This window comes from Hymenobacter busanensis, assembly GCF_008727865.1.
GTDB lineage: Bacteria > Bacteroidota > Bacteroidia > Cytophagales > Hymenobacteraceae > Solirubrum > Solirubrum busanense.
The window spans coordinates 407,926-423,440 of the sequence record NZ_VTWU01000002.1 but is presented as its reverse complement, the minus strand read 5'-3'; the positions used below and the strand labels follow the sequence as shown (position 1 = coordinate 423,440).

The following is a 15,515-nucleotide window of genomic DNA, read 5'->3' as shown; positions in this document are numbered from 1 at the left end:
ACGTCTCTCGATGTCGGGGCTTTCATTTAGTCGTCTACTGAAGCGCTGAGCTTGGCGAGAGAGTTAGGGTTGGGGCACACTGCTATTTTTTAGCCTTTTAAGCTCTTGCTGTACGGTTGCAGTCATTCGGAGCGGGTTGCAAAAACCGGGAGCACGATTTTCTATAGGTGAAGCAAAGATTGCTTCCATCGCAGGGAGCAAATTTATGTTCACGAGATAATCCTTGCTCGGACCGTTAGCGAATTCGATAATGAGCAACATGTAACCAGCGTGGAGTCCCCCCGGCTCGGTCGATATACCTGCGTCGCAGCCGTTCATAGAAGCGGCAAGCAGCACATCTACCAATCTTTTATATGAGTTTATTTTTTCCATGATTTTATGGTTTTAAATATTGTATAATAAAAGTTGATATTTGTTTTTATTCTTCAATCAAAAATGTTGATTATTGATATGTAGGATTATTATGCTGCATGTCGCGGGTTTGTTTTGTAACAATATATTTCTACATATTCTTTATTTTCATCCGTGCGCAGAGGTTAATATCTTGGAAAGCTTTCTTTATCTCATCGACCACGGTTTCTACATGCTCAGCGTGGACGTACAGTGCATCGTGAACAGGAAGCGCCCTGATATTTTGCGCGTAGAGCCGGGCGCAGACCGTTCCGACGACTAAATCAGCTTCCATCTGCTGCAGCGCTAACGCTAAGTTGCGGTGGTCTCCTCGTTTAAAATGAGTTATGGCAGCGGAAACAGTGGGGAATGCCTCCGCAAAAACACGGCGCATTTGGGTCCGTTTGTCTTCGTCAAAAAATATTTTAGCGAAAAATTCTGCCTTAAAAAGTTTTGTGTACTCCCGCACCCGGTATGCTTTCTTGGTTAACGGGTCGAACCGCAGGTGCGAATCCAACAGGAGTTGGGCACCAACCATAAGCGAATGCAGCGCCGGGTATAAACTTTTATCTGGGTCGGGCTCTTCGCACAATGTTTTCCACCGCCGCACGTCGTCGGGGATTGCCGTAATGCCTTGCTGGCGGCAGTACGCCAGCACCATGTTCGTGAACAGGAGGGGCTGGGCGGCAGTAATATCTATTTCCACAAGGTGTCTGCCCCCGAGTAACATGAATTTCCGCAAATGGCTGGGAATCTGCGTGAGCAGGTAAAACACCCGGTTGGTATTGCCGAGGTCCACTTTGAAGCCGTATGCGCCCCTGTCAAGCTTATAAAGGTGCCAAAGCCAGCGCGAGTAAATCGAGGCGTCCACCACGCGGTTTCTGAACGCCGACCACTTTCCCTTTTGAATGACATTCCATTGGATAGGCTTGTCCTTAAGCGATAAGCTTTGAGCGTATGCATCCTCGATAAAGGCTAGCGCCGCGGTGTAATCCACTCGAAGCTTTTTCGCGGTTTGCTGAATCATGCCGTGGATGCCCGCATACTTGGTAGGCGCCGGCTTTGGCGGTGCATGTCGCCGGGGAACTACTGTATCCACTAGATGATAGCCGCTCAACACCCGCTCATCCAAAATCTTGTAGCGGGCAATTCGTTTGGTTACATCGACCTGCTCGGTATGGTACAGGATGACGTTCCAGCTTTTCAAGTCCTCGCGAATGAGACGATAAACCCATTTTTCATTACCACGCGCACCGGAGCGACCGTACAGGTCGCGCAGTGCCGTGGAGGAAATGGCATGCCAAATATCGTTGCTATACAGGCTCTTTTTTAGCAGCAGGGTGTACAAGTGATAGTACTTCCACTTGTGCTTCTGAGTGTAAGTTTTACCGTACTTCTGGTGAAGCAATTCGTTGAAATTTACATCCCGAGGTTCAAACAAAAGGGACATGATGAAATAAGTGAAGGGTTGGTCGCCGTAGCGTTTTGACCTTCCTTGTAATACATTAAGCCCAAAAGTTTATTTGGTTAAAATATTATTTATAATTCCTTAAATAATATGTAGAATAATATTCCTGAGAACTGGGTGGATTATATCTAATTTGGGTTGATGATGATAATTCATGTAACGTCCAACCTGTGAAAATATCAATAACATAATCTCATTTCGTTTTCTATCCATTAATAGGGCGACTATGTAGCAATTGATTGATATTAAATGAGTTGTGTTTTGATAAAAGCTACATGTCGCAATTGTGCGCGAGCCTTTACCATGTGAAAATTTTACCGGCATGACGGCTTTCTCGCAAAAGCAGATAAGAAATAAAGTCGCTGGGCTGGCGGAAGCAGTCATGGTCTACCTGACCTGTACTGGCGGCAGAGCGACACTTTTTACTTTGGCTCAACGCCGAATACGTGATTGCCCTCAACGAATACATCGCTGCGCTGAACCAGCACCGGCAGCGGCTCCTACCGTGCACCGCGCCCCCCGAATTCAGCGCCGACCTGCTATACGGAGCGGCGCTCTTCAATCGTTATCTGGACCAGCGCGATACCCTATCCCACGACCCGAACAATGGCTACGCAGAACTTTGCGGTACCCTCTACAACGCCCGCAGCCGTGCGCCTCGGGACTTGGCGCAGTACATTCTGAAGCAGCTCCAAGCATCGCCAGCCCACGAAGCCATCCAGACCGACCCCGACCTGCGCGTTGCAGCAGTCAGCGCAACCACGAAAGCTTTTGTAGTGCGCCTGAGCAGTACGCCGGTGCCGCACAACGCCCAAGAATATACCCGATACCGCTGCCTGCCATGACACCTCTTACCCGCCGACTTTCCCGAATTACCGCAGGTTGCCTGCTTGGCGGCAGCCTCGTTGTGGCGGTACTGGCTTCGCCACTAGGGCGCATGTTCGACCGCGCCGTGAGCCAGCATCTGGACCGGATATATGCCCGCTTCCTCAGCACGGGCAGGCTGGACGCCACTGACCGGGTGCAGTGTATGCTGCTCTACAAAACGCTTGCGGCGGGCGGGCATGTGGTATCGCCGGAGGGGGCTGCTATCCTTACCCACTATCTCGCCGGCAGTGGCACGGAACTCCGCCTTTCGAATTCCTATATCCGGACGTCGCCCGTCCTCACCGCGCAGTTGGCGGGAATGACCATGGGGCAAGAGAAGAGGGTCACATTCAAGCAGGCGATGGACTGGCGGCTCTCGTATGCGCTAAATCCGTTGAACATCCGAAAAGAGCGTCACCGGGTGGTCGTCAGCCAGTTCATCGTATTCGCCAAAGACCGGACGACGCATACGAACCTGAACTACGGGCTGGGGCAAATCAGGATACCGGATGGTTTGGTTCACTCGCTGCACCCTAAGCCGTTTCTGGCAACCTGCACGTGGCAGTACTAGCGGCGCCAAGCTGGATTTACTCTTTCCCATCAATCAGTGGTTGCCCTTTTTAGGAACGCTTATGGACGCGCCGTGAAACACCACATCAACGGGACGAACGGCAGCGCCCGGAAGTACAACGCTTACCCGCTTGAGAGCATCATATGACGACACTAGCGAATCGGTGGCTTCATCAACCGGACGGGCAGGTTCGTGTAGACGAGCACGACGCGCCCTTGTTAGACTATTGGTGCCCCACGTGCGGCGACTTGGTCGAGGGCGCTGTCGGCGTTGTATGGCGTCAAGCCGGGCACGTGCTGGAAGGCTGGATTTCGTGTCCGGTCCACGGGCTGCAGTTTCCAATGGAGATACTGCCGCCCCTGCCAGACGGGTTTGTAATCGTCGCCAAACGCGTCGTGCGCGATAGGCAAGCCGCTTGTGAAAACGAGAGATGATGTTATATTCATACGCATCGCCTAACGTGACGACCATGACCACTACGACCACCGAAGACACCTACACCTTCACGCTTGACGAAAAGACAGTGGAGGTCTTCAAAACGCTTATCGCCGATGCGTTGCGCCAGCAGACCTTCGATACATCGGACGAGCTGACAACAAAGTTCGATTTGGAAGACTTTGCCGACGAACTGACCCCAAATATGCCACTGACTGCGACGCGCAGCATGTTGCGACGACTGCTTGATGAAGTGACATCCAAGCGCCCCAACATGACCGACGTGGAGCTGAACGAGTACGGTATGAAACTCATCCGTATCTTCTACAACGACAAGAACCTGTGATACGAGAAAAGCCCCGGCGTAACCGGGGCTTTTTGTTGTCGTGCAGCAACAGAGACCCAAACAATCAGTGGGTTAGAAAATCATCGACTGCTTTTTGGCTGATTCGCCAAACTGGTTTGGTGATTGTTCCTAGATTGTTCCCACTAAGCCGACCCTCCGCGAGGTACTTCAAAATGGTCTTTTCAGACAGCTTCAGTTGGTCCGCTACCTCCTTTACGGTGAGCCGTACCAGCGACGGGGTGGAAGACTTAAGGTGCTGCTTGACTGCCGCGTCGAGCCTATGCAGGATAGCAGGGCAGAGTTGTTCAGCGAGGGCGTTGATTTCGTTCGGTGTGAAGCCGATGTTCATGGGGGATTTGATTAAGTGCCCCCTTATAGATTCTCATTTTCGATTAGTTTAAAAATCGAGCTGTTTTCGAAAAATAAATTTTAGCGATGGTACAGAGTCGAGTTGAAGCCGCGTTGCTGCGCACCCCAGAACAAGATTCTATTCAGCAGCTCAATGGGCGCTGAAATAGGCAACGTTCTGCTAACGTCTGAATCACCGATGAGCAGACCTAGAAGATAGCAGAAGATAGCCCTCTTCAGCTCCCTCCGAAGTGCCCTGCATACTCATCGCATACTAGAGAAAACAAAAACGCCCTCAGCGCGGTGCTGAGGGCGTTTTCAGTGGTCACGTAGGGAGTCGAACCCCAAACCTCCTGGTTCGTAGCCAGGTGCTCTATCCAGTTGAGCTACGTGACCGTTTTCCGTCTTGCGGAGTGCAAAGATAGCCTCCTGATTTTCGGAAACACAAATGGCAAGTGGCTATTCTCTTGAAAAATGTCTGTTGCGGGAAGCAAGCCGCTGAAATTCAGGTGGAATTTTTTTGGCTGTTTTGCAGCGCTCGGTTCAAAGCGCGGTTGAAAAGCCAGTACAACCCAAACACCGATACCGCAATCAGTACGCCGATGAGAATTTTGCCGGCGCTGCCGCTGTCGGGGTTGCGCACGGCGCTGAACACGTCCTGCGCTTTGGTGCCGAGCCAGTAGAAGAACAGGCTGCGCGGCAGCATGCCCACCACCGAGGCCAGCAGGAACCGTTTGCGTTCCACGCGCATCACGGCCAGCACAAACGTCATGAGGGCGAAGGGCAGAACGGGCGAAATGCGCGTGAGCAGGATAAGCTGCCAGCTGTCGTTTTTCAGCTCGCGCATCACGGCATCGGCTTTCGGGAAGTGGTGCAGAAAGGTGAGCATCTTGCCGTGGTCGAGCACCGAGGCTATGGCATAGCCAACCAGCGCCGCCAGGGCATAGCTGACGACCATGCCCGGAAAACCCAGCCAGCCGAAGTAGAAGCCCGTGACCAGCGCCACGAATGTGGTGGGCGTGAGGGCAAAGGCCATCGTGAAGGCAATGAGCAGGAAATACAAGCCCACCTGCAGCGGCGAGAGGTGCTGCAGCAGCTCCTGGTTGCGGTAGAGCAGCCACGACAGCGACGAACTGCCCACCACCGGCATGGCCACCAGCAGCCCCATCGAGAGCAGGGTGGAAAAATTGGTGCGAAACAGGTCTCGGAGAAAGCGCATGGGCAAGGCATGAAATAAAAAAACGGGCCGGCTGCCGGGCCGGCCCGCTTGGTAGGGGCTGAAACGTAAATCCGGGCGCCGAAGCTACATTTCGGTGGGTGGATTGCCATCGGCCGCGGCCTCGTCGAGGGCCAATGTAGGCTCGGCATCTTCCTTGCCGCGGCCGGTGAAGAAGCGGCGAATGAACGACCAGCCGGCGCCCAAGGCAAGCAGGATAAACTTCCAGCCTTTGAGCAGCACCAGCAGAATGGCTTTGCCAAACTTGGCAATGACGGCCAGCGCGCCCACTTTCGCCAGTACTTTGCCAGCTACCAGTCCGCCGATGGAGTAGGCTGCTACTTCGTCAAGCTTGGGGTCGAAATCGGCGTAGCGCAGGCCTTGGGCGAAATCAGTGCCCTTGACAACGGCCGGAATCTGCGATTCTACCAAGCCGAGCTGGATGGGGTCGGCCACGGCATTTAGGCTTAGCACGCCTTTGCGGCCGAGCAAGCGCACGTCGTAGTTGAGCGTGGGGGCGGCGTTGTTGTCAAACTGCAGCTTTTTGGCCCAATGCAGGGCGTGGGTCGCTTTGTCGTAGTGCGGCGGCACGGCCCAACCGAGTAGTTCCATGCCTGCGTAGCCAGCTTCCCGGCGGGCGGCGTTGCCCTCGCGAATTTCCTCCTGCATGTCTTTTAGCAGGTCGTCGTAGTTGATGTCCTCGGCATCGTCGTCTTTCACGTAGCCCATGGGCTCGTAGCTGACCACGAAAGCCCAGTTGTTTTCACTGACGGGGCCTTTGTCGAGCGGAAAGAGCATGCCCTGCACGTCTTCGGCAGCGGTTTCAGGGTTGCCCCAGATTTTGGTAAGCACGCGCTTGCTTTGTTCGGCGTCGAGAAAGCGCATGTCTTTGGGCACGCTGAGGCTGCCCAGGTCCTTGCCGAGTTTGATGGTACCCGTTTGGTAGCGGAAGCTCGCGTTGAGCGAATCGACCTTGGCTTTGAACAACGCCGCCGAATCGACGGGCGTGGTGCCGGCCTGGGCGCCGAGCACGGGCGCGAGCAGCAGGCAGAGAAGGCGTAAAAAGTGTTTCAAGCGGTAAAATGGAAAGGTGAACGAATAAGGCAAACGGGTACAAGATATGGAGCACCAGCAGCTTGGTGGCAAACCCGCGCCAAGAAAAAATGCCCTGCTACCTTTGGGCCGCTTCAGCGTTTCCCCTTTCTCACGTTCCAAGCAGTTGCTATGAAATTCGGCACCAAAGCCATCCATGCCGGCGTGCACCCGGACCCCACCACCGGCGCCATCATGACGCCCATCTACCAGACCTCGACCTACGTGCAACGCTCCCCCGGCGACCATAAAGGCTACGAGTACTCACGCACCCACAACCCCACCCGCACGCAGCTGCAGGATGCCCTGGCGGCCCTCGACAATGGTACCCACGGCCTGTGCTTTGCCTCCGGCATGGCTGCCATCGACTGCATGGTGAAACTGCTGGAGCCCGGCGACGAAGTGGTGGCGACCAACGACCTGTACGGCGGTTCGTACCGCATTTTCACGCGCATCTTCGCCAAATACGGCATCAAGTTTCACTTCGTGCCCATGCACGACAAGGAAGCCGTGCGCGCCGCCTGCAACGAGCGCACCAAGCTCATTTGGGCCGAAACGCCCACCAACCCGCTGCTGCACATCATCGACATCAAGGCCATGGCCGAGGTGGCGAAAGAATCGGGCGCGCTGCTGGTGGTCGACAACACCTTTGCCACGCCCTACCTGCAAACTCCGCTGGAACTGGGCGCCGATGTGGTGATGTACTCGCTCACCAAGTACATGGGCGGCCACTCCGACGTGGTGATGGGCGCTCTGGTGATGAAAGACGCCGAACTGGCCGAGCGCCTGGCCTACATCCAGAACGCCTCGGGCGGCACGCCCGGCCCGCAAGACTGCTTCCTAATTTTGCGCGGCCTCAAAACCCTGCACGTGCGCATGCAGCGCCACTGCGAAAACGGCCGCGCCGTGGCCGAGTACCTCAAGCAGCACCCTAAAGTAGGGCAGGTGTACTGGCCCGGCTTCGAGTCGCACCCCAACCACCAGGTGGCACGCCAGCAGATGCGCGACTTCGGCGGCATGATTTCCTTCGTGCTCAAAACCGATAAGATTGAGGATGCCGTAGCCGTGCTGGAGAAGTTTGAGCTATTCTCGCTGGCCGAAAGCCTCGGCGGCGTCGAAAGCCTCTCGGGCCACCCCGCCACCATGACGCACGCCAGCATTCCGGCCGAAGAGCGCCGCAAAGCCGGCCTGTCCGATTCGCTCATTCGTCTGAGTGTGGGCATTGAAGACGCCGAAGACCTGATTGCCGACCTGGCCCAGGCCATCGGCTAGTTTCTTGCCAACGAAACGCCTTTCGGGGTCAATAGCAAAGCCGCCTGTGCCATGTGGAGCAGGCGGCTTTGCTGTTGATGCGGACCGGGGAAATAAAGTAAATGTGCCGCTAACACGTCGTGCCTAAAGCGGCTGCTTGTGGCCGCCCGTTTGCTGATTATGAAAACTCCTTCCCGGTTCGGCGGTAAGAAATACCTCAACACCATTCCCACCGGCATGTCGGCCGACTACGGCCGCATGGCGCAACGCTGGCTGCTAGGCAAGGAACTGCGCGAGCCCGCCAAGCCGCTGGGGCCGTTTCGGGCCGATGTGGCAGCCTTGGCTGCGCCCGCGCCGGCTCAGGGCCTGCGCGTAACGTGGTTTGGACACTCGTCGACGCTCATCGAAATTGACGGCAAGCGCGTGCTGACCGACCCGGTGTGGCGGCCGCGCGCGTCGCCTTCGTCGGCCGTTGGGCCGAAGCGCTTTTTTGCCCCGCCGCTGGCGCTGGCGGAACTTCCCAAACTCGATGCCGTCATCCTGTCGCACGACCACTACGACCACCTCGACAAAAGCGCCATTCGGGAGTTGAGCCGCACCGGCGTGCCGTTCTACTGCCCGTTGGGCGTGGGCGGGCACCTGCGGCGCTGGGGTGTCAGGGCCGCGCAAGTCACGGAATTGGACTGGTGGCAGGAAGTGCCACTGGGCCCAGCGCACACGCTGGTTGCCACGCCCGCCCGGCACTTTTCCGGCCGCTCCCTCACCCGCGACAACACGCTGTGGGCATCGTGGTGCCTGCTGGGCCCTACGCACCGCGCCTTTTTCGGCGGCGACTCCGGACCCTACGAAGCTGGCTTCCGCGAAATCGGCGCGGCATACGGCCCTTTCGACGTGACGATGCTCGAAGTCGGCGCCTACGACGACATGTGGGCCGATATTCACATGGGGCCCGAACACGCCGTGCAGGCGCACCGGGCCCTGCGCGGCAAGCTGTTATTGCCCTTGCATTGGGGAACCTTTAACCTGGCTTTTCACGGCTGGACCGAGCCGGTGGAGCGGCTGCTGGTGGCTGCGGCGGCCAATGCAGTGGAACTACTATTACCCCGGCCGGGCGAGTCGGTAGTGCCAACGGACGGCGCCTATAATTCGCGCTGGTGGTTATAACGCCTGCCGACGCTTCCAGAATTGCCGCGGCCTGCTCGCATCGAGAACAGGCCGCGACGGTTTTTCCTGAAACGAGGCGTTTGGAGAGCTAGCCTATTGGTGCAGTAGCCGGACGATTTGCCGTCCGTCGGCGCTGCGGGCAAAGTACAAGCCCGCGGGGCGTCCATTCCACCGCGCCGTCGGGCTGCGAAAGGAGGCGGGCTACTTCCCGGCCTTGTCCGTCGGTGATGACCACCGGCTGGGCCAATGAGCCAGCCAGTTGAAAGCGTACTCGGTTGGTAAACGGGGTAGGATAGGCCGAGAGCTGTGCAACATTGCGCCGGTTCTGAGCCGAGGCAACCAACGCGCCGACGCGCAGCGGAATCGTATACACCGCAGTGCCCCGGCTCGGACAGGCGTCGTCGGTTAGGGCAATGCCGAAGGAATAAGTGCTGCCGAATGGGGCATTGGCCGGTACTTGCCAAGTAACGCGGGCCGACGGCGCTGGGAAGCTGGTTTGAAATGTGGCGCCGGGCAGCAGGGACGTTACGTCGCTTTGCAATTGCACATTTTGGCCCGCGTCAGGGTCGGCTGCCGTCACAACAAGGTCAAGCTGCTGGCCGGGTCGCACCGATAGCGGCTGATTGATTGTTGCGGAAGCACCGTTCAACGTTACCGCCTGTACAAACGGTGTGCGGTTAGTGGAATTATAAACTGTATAAACCACCTCGCTAATGGAACTGCCAATGCGTACTGGCTGGCCATTGATGCGACGGTATTGCACTATTTGCACCGCTACGGCATATTGCCCTAATGCTGCTGGGGTCACCACCAGTTGGCCAGTTGGCGGTTAAGCTGTAAGGCGGGCTCCACCACACCATTTTCGGCGCGAAAAGCGGGCATTGGTAGTCCGACCGACAGCATCCCGGCGGGAAAAGCAACAGCCTGTCCGTTGCCCGAATCGGTGACTTGCCCGGCGGCATAGCCGGTAAACGCAATAGAGTCGGCGCAAGCAGGGAGCGGGGAGCTGTGGCCCGAGGGATGTGCCAAGCTGTATACCAGCGAATCCCCGTCAGCATCGTAGGCGCCGAAGTTGTAAAAGGCAGTCTGGCCCACTGCCGCAAAGGGGAGCTGAAAAATAGAAAGCTGCGGAGACTGATCGACCAGGCCAGTTGTATTGTCTAACCGTGTTTCCAGGTGCATGGTTTTTTGGTCGGGTCGATACAGATTCGACATGACCACCGACCGGTTGGAATCATCAATGCTCAATGCCCAACTAGCCGGTGGCAGCTGCACGTCTACAGTGAAGGTTCGAGCCAAATAAACATTCTGGACGCCTGTGCAGCTCATGCTGGGAAAATACCGCTCGCCGGTTTTCATCATCTCAGTCGTGAAATTGCCAGTATTAGTGGGCGAGCAGCCGTTGCGGGTACAGCTGAGTGTTACGCTGGTCTGCATCACGGTGGCCATTGAAGCCGGGTCGAGGTATTCCGTCAGCGTTACCCGGTACTGCTGCCCGCCAAGATGTTTATAGGTCAGTTGGCCGCCAAATACGTGCGTGGCCCAGGCAGCAGTAGTGCTGCCGGCCCAAACGGCCAGCAACATGACCAATCGTATCCAGTGTTTCATAGAGCTGTGGGGTTGAGTAACAAGAATAACGTAACGTAGACAGGGTTAGATTATTTCGCGGGCTGCGAGTTGGCGTCCAGCAGCTGAAACAGCTCGTCGAGCTTGGGCGTCAGAATGATTTCGGTGCGGCGGTTCATGGCCTTGTTAGCGGCGTTGTCGTTGGCCGCCACGGGCACGTACTGCGAGCGGCCCGAGGCCGTCACGCGCTCCGGCTGCACCCCGCCAGCCGTCAGCAGGCGGGCAATTTCGGTGGCGCGCAGTACGCTCAAATCCCAGTTGTCCTGCATGCCCGCGGTGCCTTTCAGAATGGCCACGTTGTCGGTGTGGCCTTCCACCACCACGTTCACGTCGCGCTGCTCCTTGAGTACGCCCGCCAGCTTGGTCAGCGCCTCCTGGCCTTTCGGGTCAACTTTCGTGGAGCCCGATTTGAACAAGAGCTGCTCCGACAACGACACGTACACCTTGCCGTCCTTCACCTTCACCTGCAGGTCGCTGGCTTTGAATGCAAGCAGCGCGTTGCTCACTTTGGCCTTCAGGGCATTCACGGCCGCGTCTTTCTCGGCCAGCGCCTTCTCCAGTTCGGCCAGGCGGGCCTCACGGGTTTTCACGTCGGCGGCCAGCTTGTCGATTTCGCCGCGGCTCTTGTTGAGGTTGTTTGACAGCTCGCCCAGCTCGGCTTCGCGGCGGGCCAGGTCTTGCGCCACTTTCTGGTAATCGGCCGTTTTGTTGGCCAGCACCTTCTCGTTGTTCTTGATGAGCTTGTCGTAGGTGTCGCTCAGCTCGCGGTACAGCACCTGGGTTTTGCGCAGGATGGTGCCGGTCTGGGCCGAATCGGTTACGAGACGCCGGTTTTCCAGCCGCAGCTCGTTGAGCGACTCGGTGGCTTTTTTGAGTTCGGCAACGGCTTCGCGGGCCTGCCGCTCGGCCGCCTCGCGCGACTGGTCGGTAGCTTTCTGGCGGGCCACCAGGTCGTCGTATTTTTTGGAAGCAACGCAGCCGGGCAGGGTGGCGCTGCCGAGCAGCGCAGCGGCCAGCAGGAGAGTAGAAGAGGAGTTTTTCACGAAAGAAGAAGGCAAAAAAGACCGGATTACGGAGCCGGCCGTACGGCGTTGGCAAGGTAGTCCGTAACGGCCGAACCGTCAATCAAAGGCCTCACCTGAACCGATTTTCGACCTATATTTGTCGACCGTTTCCCCTCCCATTTCTTCCCTACCACCCCGAGCATGGCCACCAGCACCCTCCAGGTAAGCGCCGAAGTAGAAGCGCTGCTCCAGCACGAGTGTCAAACCATTACGAAGGACCAAATTCACCTGCCCGGCGCCGATTTCATCGACCGGTGCTTTTTGCAATCGAGCCGTTCGCCGCAGGTCTTACGCAGCCTCGGCCAGCTCTACAATACGGGCCGCCTCGCCGGCACCGGCTACATGAGCATCCTGCCCGTCGACCAAGGCATCGAGCACACCGCCGGCGCCTCGTTCGGGCCGAACCCGATGTACTTCGACCCCGAAAACATCATCAAGCTGGCCGTGGAAGGCGGCTGCAACGCGGTGGCCACTACGTTTGGCACCTTCGGGACGGTGGCGCGCAAGTACGCCCACAAAATCCCCTTTCTGGTCAAAATCAACCACAACGAGCTGCTGACCTACCCCAACAAGTTCGACCAGATCATGTTCGGCTCGGTAGAGGAGGCTTGGAACCTCGGCGCTACGGCCGTGGGGGCTACCATTTACTTCGGCTCGGAAGAGTCGAGCCGCCAGATTCAGGAAGTGGCCCAGGCTTTCGAGCGGGCTCACGAGCTGGGCATGGCCACGGTGCTGTGGTGCTACACCCGCAACAACGCCTTCAAAACCGCCGACAAGGACTACCACGTATCGGCCGACCTCACCGGGCAGGCCAACCACCTGGGCGTCACCATCGGCGCCGATATCATCAAGCAGAAACTGCCCGAAAACAACGGCGGTTTCAGTGCCCTCAAGTTCGGCAAGACCCACAAGGCCATGTACGAAACCCTGGCCTCCGACAACCCGATTGATCTGACGCGCTACCAGGTGGCCAACTGCTACATGGGCCGCATCGGGCTCATCAACTCGGGCGGCGAAAGCAAAGGCGCCACCGACCGCGACGAGGCCATTCGCACGGCCATCATCAACAAGCGCGCCGGCGGGCAAGGGCTGATTTCGGGCCGCAAGGCCTTCCAGCGCCCCTTCGCCGAAGGCGTGGACTTACTCAACGCCATTCAGGACGTGTACCTGAACGAGCAAATCACGATTGCCTAGCGGCAGTCATCAATGAGTGCCTGAAGATGAGCAACAAACGAGGTCTTGAAGCCGTTGTTTGTTGCTCATCTTCATCTGCTGCACTGGCAGAAACGCACTCATTGCCTCAGAATTTATCCAGCAAACTGAATGCAAAGCATGGCTTGGTTTAAGCGTCAGGAGAAGGGCATCATCACCCCGACGGAACAGAAGAAGGAGACGCCCGACGGCTTGTGGTACAAGTGCCCCGAGTGCGGTACCGTGGCCGACATGGGCGAACATCGGCGCCTGCTCTACACCTGCGGCAAGTGCAACTACCACGACCGCATCGACTCGGCCGAGTACTTTGAGGTGCTCTTCGACGACAACCGGTTCACTGAACTCGACACAAACCTGTCGTCGGCCGACCCGCTGCACTTTGTGGACACCAAGGCCTACCCGCAGCGCATTGCGGCTACGCAGCGCCAAACAGGCCTGAAAGACGCCGTGCGCACGGCCCACGGCCTCATGAACGGCCAGGATTTGGTGGTGGCCTGCATGGACTTCCGCTTCATCGGCGGCTCCATGGGCTCGGTGGTTGGCGAGAAAATTGCCCGCGCCATCGACTACGCCCGCCAGCACCGCATTCCGTTCCTGATGATCAGCAAATCGGGCGGGGCGCGCATGATGGAAGCCGGCTACTCGCTGATGCAGATGGCCAAGACCTCGGCCAAACTCGCCCTGCTTTCCGAAGCCGGCGTGCCCTACATCTCGTTGCTCACCGACCCCACCACCGGCGGTGTCACGGCTTCCTACGCCATGCTCGGCGACTTCAACATCTCCGAGCCGGGCGCGCTCATCGGCTTTGCCGGGCCGCGCGTTATCAAGGAAACCATTGGCAAAGACCTGCCTAAGGGCTTTCAGAGCGCCGAGTTTGTGCTTGAGCACGGCTTCCTCGATTTCATTGTGGACCGCAAGCAGCTCAAGCAGCAACTCACCGACCTGCTGCACATGCTGCGGCCGGCCGTGGTGGAGGCACCGGCTGTTCCCCGCTGATAGCGGAGGTTGTGCTTCGGCACGCTTCTTGAAAACCCCGCTTTGGTGTCTGAACCGACATCGGAGCGGGGTTTGCCGCGTCTACGCTTGCATCATTCGGAGTGGCAGCCGGTTAGAGTCTTGAAAATACGGCCTCGGCTATATTCCCCGAACATTTTGCAACCAGATGCAGTAGATACCGGCAAAAGTCAATCCGCCGACTCCCTCAACTTTTCCACTTGTACTCCATGAACTCCCTCAAATCACTCCTTTCGCTGCTGTTGCTCTGTACCATACTGTTCAGCGCCTGCAAATCGTCACAAACCGCTTCGAGCGGTAGCTTGCCCTCCAGCAACGGGGGCGGCGCCCGCAACGACCCGGGCATGAGCAAAACGGCCAAAGGCGGCCTCATTGGCGCCGGTGCCGGTGCCGCGGCCGGTGCTGTGCTGGGCCGCGTAATCGGCGGCAAAAACGGTACTGCCATCGGGGCCATTACCGGCGCCGCCGTGGGCGGTGCTACGGGCGCCGTTATCGGCCGCAAAATGGACAAGCAGGCCGAAGAACTGCAGCGCGACATGAAGAACGCCCGCGTAGAGCGGGTGGGCGAAGGCATCAAAATCACCTTCGACTCGGGCATCTTGTTTGATACGAACAAGTCGGATTTGCGCGCCGCTTCGCAAACCGAAATCCAGAACATGGCTACGGTGCTGAAAAAATACCCCGACACCAACGTGTTGGTGGAAGGCCACACCGACAACAGTGGCTCGGACGCCATCAACCAACCGCTGTCGGAGCGCCGGGCCCAAGCCGTGGCCAACTACACCATTCAGCAGGGCGTCGATGCGGCCCGCATCACGACCAAAGGCTACGGCTCGTCGCAGCCCGTAGCCGACAACACCACTATGGAAGGCAAGCAGGCTAACCGCCGCGTGGAAATTGCCATTTTCGCCAACGAGAAAATGAAGAAAGCTGCCGAAAACGGCACGCTCTAAGGCACCCCGTCAACTGAAAGCAAAAAGGCCGCGCCGCAGGGTGTGGCCTTTTTGCTTATAGCTTAAGGGAGCCAACCATAGCGGCTTGTAACCCCAGGCACTGGTAGCTGCGTTTCAATACCATTGTCTCACTATTCTACAACGGCGTCGTTGCCGCGCGTTGTTGCAGAACTCAACTCCTAGAAATCATGAACTTTCATAAAGCTTTCGTTGCTGCTGTTCTGAGCGTTTCGCTCCTGGGAGCGGCTACTGTTTCGGCCGAGGCCCAGACAACTCCGAAAAAAGGTTGGAGCAAAAAAGGCAAGGGCGCCGTGGTAGGCGCCGGTGCCGGCGCCGCCACCGGCGCTGTAATTGCCGGGAAAGGCGACCGGGGCAAGGGCGCGCTGATTGGTGGCGCCGCCGGTGCCGTGGGTGGCGCCATCATTGGGCGCAAAAAGGATAAGAAGAAAGACCCGGTGCGTTATGACCAGTATTCGCGCAAAGACTAGGTGACTCTTG

Annotated in this window: 17 protein-coding genes and 1 tRNA gene; 9 read left to right on the top strand and 9 right to left on the bottom strand. The window is 57.6% G+C overall.

All coding sequences use genetic code 11. The features are described from left to right. Positions 1-63 precede the first annotated feature (63 nt). Together F0P96_RS06270 and F0P96_RS06265 are read right to left on the bottom strand one after the other, a co-directional pair. The gene (locus tag F0P96_RS06270; protein ID WP_151077965.1) at positions 64-372 is read right to left on the bottom strand and encodes a hypothetical protein; all 309 of its coding nucleotides are present in this window, start codon (positions 370-372) and stop codon (positions 64-66) included. 130 nt (positions 373-502) lie between these two features. Then, positions 503-1,840: a hypothetical protein gene (locus F0P96_RS06265; protein WP_151077963.1), complete on the bottom strand. Its 1,338-nt coding sequence runs from the start codon at positions 1,838-1,840 to the stop codon at positions 503-505. 464 nt (positions 1,841-2,304) lie between these two features. Between F0P96_RS06265 and F0P96_RS06260 the strand changes: the two genes are divergently transcribed. The 3 genes from F0P96_RS06260 (at position 2,305) to F0P96_RS06250 (ending at position 4,077) form a co-directional block, all read left to right on the top strand. Continuing rightward, a complete protein-coding gene (locus F0P96_RS06260; protein WP_151077961.1) occupies positions 2,305-2,703 on the top strand; it encodes a hypothetical protein in 399 nt (132 codons plus the stop codon). Next, the gene (locus F0P96_RS06255; protein WP_151077959.1) at positions 2,700-3,296 is read left to right on the top strand and encodes a hypothetical protein; all 597 of its coding nucleotides are present in this window, start codon (positions 2,700-2,702) and stop codon (positions 3,294-3,296) included. The genes F0P96_RS06260 and F0P96_RS06255 overlap by 4 nt, the downstream gene beginning before the upstream one ends. A 469-nt stretch (positions 3,297-3,765) precedes the next feature. Further along, positions 3,766-4,077, top strand: coding sequence for a hypothetical protein (locus F0P96_RS06250; protein WP_151077957.1), 312 nt, complete (start codon positions 3,766-3,768; stop codon positions 4,075-4,077). Positions 4,078-4,141: 64 nt separating this feature from the next. On the opposite strand, the gene F0P96_RS06245 is transcribed toward F0P96_RS06250, so the two are convergent. The 4 genes from F0P96_RS06245 to F0P96_RS06230 all read right to left on the bottom strand — a co-directional run bounded on the left by F0P96_RS06245 (position 4,142) and on the right by F0P96_RS06230 (position 6,715). Beyond that, positions 4,142-4,426 (bottom strand): helix-turn-helix domain-containing protein, encoded by a 285-nt coding sequence (locus tag F0P96_RS06245; RefSeq protein ID WP_151077955.1) that lies wholly within the window; start codon positions 4,424-4,426, stop codon positions 4,142-4,144. Between the two features lie 321 nt (positions 4,427-4,747). Continuing rightward, positions 4,748-4,821 (bottom strand) — tRNA-Arg (locus tag F0P96_RS06240). A gap of 109 nt (positions 4,822-4,930) precedes the next feature. After that, positions 4,931-5,644 (bottom strand): TVP38/TMEM64 family protein, encoded by a 714-nt coding sequence (locus F0P96_RS06235; RefSeq protein WP_151077954.1) that lies wholly within the window; start codon positions 5,642-5,644, stop codon positions 4,931-4,933. Positions 5,645-5,728: 84 nt separating this feature from the next. After that, positions 5,729-6,715 carry a DUF2167 domain-containing protein gene (locus F0P96_RS06230; RefSeq protein WP_160620401.1) on the bottom strand — a complete coding sequence of 329 codons (987 nt, stop codon included), beginning with the start codon at positions 6,713-6,715 and terminating at the stop codon, positions 5,729-5,731. Positions 6,716-6,865: 150 nt separating this feature from the next. Between F0P96_RS06230 and F0P96_RS06225 the strand changes: the two genes are divergently transcribed. After that, complete coding sequence (locus F0P96_RS06225) at positions 6,866-8,005, top strand: cystathionine gamma-synthase (protein WP_151077952.1); 1,140 nt, start codon at positions 6,866-6,868, stop codon at positions 8,003-8,005. A gap of 159 nt (positions 8,006-8,164) precedes the next feature. Continuing rightward, entirely contained in the window at positions 8,165-9,148 is a 984-nt protein-coding gene (locus F0P96_RS06220; RefSeq protein ID WP_151077951.1) for an MBL fold metallo-hydrolase, read from the top strand. Positions 9,149-9,236: 88 nt separating this feature from the next. On the opposite strand, the gene F0P96_RS06215 is transcribed toward F0P96_RS06220, so the two are convergent. The 3 genes from F0P96_RS06215 to F0P96_RS06205 are packed head-to-tail and all read right to left on the bottom strand — an operon-like array spanning position 9,237 to position 11,817. Next, positions 9,237-9,911 (bottom strand): hypothetical protein, encoded by a 675-nt coding sequence (locus tag F0P96_RS06215; protein WP_151077950.1) that lies wholly within the window; start codon positions 9,909-9,911, stop codon positions 9,237-9,239. Positions 9,912-9,952: 41 nt separating this feature from the next. Continuing rightward, on the bottom strand, positions 9,953-10,756 hold the full coding sequence (locus tag F0P96_RS06210) for a hypothetical protein (protein WP_151077949.1): 804 nt from the start codon (positions 10,754-10,756) through the stop codon (positions 9,953-9,955). Between the two features lie 50 nt (positions 10,757-10,806). Next, a complete protein-coding gene (locus F0P96_RS06205) occupies positions 10,807-11,817 on the bottom strand; it encodes an OmpA/MotB family protein (RefSeq protein ID WP_235917401.1) in 1,011 nt (336 codons plus the stop codon). Positions 11,818-11,979: 162 nt separating this feature from the next. Between F0P96_RS06205 and F0P96_RS06200 the strand changes: the two genes are divergently transcribed. The 4 genes from F0P96_RS06200 (at position 11,980) to F0P96_RS06185 (ending at position 15,505) form a co-directional block, all read left to right on the top strand. Next, positions 11,980-13,032 carry a class I fructose-bisphosphate aldolase gene (locus F0P96_RS06200; RefSeq protein ID WP_151077948.1) on the top strand — a complete coding sequence of 351 codons (1,053 nt, stop codon included), beginning with the start codon at positions 11,980-11,982 and terminating at the stop codon, positions 13,030-13,032. A 138-nt stretch (positions 13,033-13,170) separates the two neighbouring features. Then, positions 13,171-14,046, top strand: coding sequence for an acetyl-CoA carboxylase, carboxyltransferase subunit beta (gene accD / locus F0P96_RS06195; protein ID WP_151078305.1), 876 nt, complete (start codon positions 13,171-13,173; stop codon positions 14,044-14,046). Between the two features lie 227 nt (positions 14,047-14,273). Next, positions 14,274-15,017 carry a YiaD family glycine zipper/OmpA-like lipoprotein gene (locus F0P96_RS06190; protein WP_167291173.1) on the top strand — a complete coding sequence of 248 codons (744 nt, stop codon included), beginning with the start codon at positions 14,274-14,276 and terminating at the stop codon, positions 15,015-15,017. A 188-nt stretch (positions 15,018-15,205) separates the two neighbouring features. Next, positions 15,206-15,505 carry a glycine zipper domain-containing protein gene (locus tag F0P96_RS06185; RefSeq protein WP_151077947.1) on the top strand — a complete coding sequence of 100 codons (300 nt, stop codon included), beginning with the start codon at positions 15,206-15,208 and terminating at the stop codon, positions 15,503-15,505. The last annotated feature ends 10 nt before the right edge of the window (positions 15,506-15,515 follow it).

Excerpts from the sequence above, each read along its gene's own strand:
- F0P96_RS06220 (WP_151077951.1), top strand. The coding sequence starts at position 8,165 with ATGAAAACTCCTTCCCGGTTCGGCGGTAAGAAATACCTCAACACCATT.
- F0P96_RS06255 (WP_151077959.1), top strand. The coding sequence starts at position 2,700 with ATGACACCTCTTACCCGCCGACTTTCCCGAATTACCGCAGGTTGCCTG.
- F0P96_RS06200 (WP_151077948.1), top strand. The coding sequence starts at position 11,980 with ATGGCCACCAGCACCCTCCAGGTAAGCGCCGAAGTAGAAGCGCTGCTC.
- F0P96_RS06245 (WP_151077955.1), bottom strand. The coding sequence starts at position 4,426 with ATGAACATCGGCTTCACACCGAACGAAATCAACGCCCTCGCTGAACAA.
- F0P96_RS06185 (WP_151077947.1), top strand. The coding sequence starts at position 15,206 with ATGAACTTTCATAAAGCTTTCGTTGCTGCTGTTCTGAGCGTTTCGCTC.
- F0P96_RS06190 (WP_167291173.1), top strand. The coding sequence starts at position 14,274 with ATGAACTCCCTCAAATCACTCCTTTCGCTGCTGTTGCTCTGTACCATA.
- F0P96_RS06265 (WP_151077963.1), bottom strand. The coding sequence starts at position 1,840 with ATGTCCCTTTTGTTTGAACCTCGGGATGTAAATTTCAACGAATTGCTT.
- F0P96_RS06235 (WP_151077954.1), bottom strand. The coding sequence starts at position 5,644 with ATGCGCTTTCTCCGAGACCTGTTTCGCACCAATTTTTCCACCCTGCTC.
- F0P96_RS06225 (WP_151077952.1), top strand. The coding sequence starts at position 6,866 with ATGAAATTCGGCACCAAAGCCATCCATGCCGGCGTGCACCCGGACCCC.
- F0P96_RS06210 (WP_151077949.1), bottom strand. The coding sequence starts at position 10,756 with ATGAAACACTGGATACGATTGGTCATGTTGCTGGCCGTTTGGGCCGGC.
- F0P96_RS06250 (WP_151077957.1), top strand. The coding sequence starts at position 3,766 with ATGACCACTACGACCACCGAAGACACCTACACCTTCACGCTTGACGAA.
- F0P96_RS06270 (WP_151077965.1), bottom strand. The coding sequence starts at position 372 with ATGGAAAAAATAAACTCATATAAAAGATTGGTAGATGTGCTGCTTGCC.
- accD (WP_151078305.1), top strand. The coding sequence starts at position 13,171 with ATGGCTTGGTTTAAGCGTCAGGAGAAGGGCATCATCACCCCGACGGAA.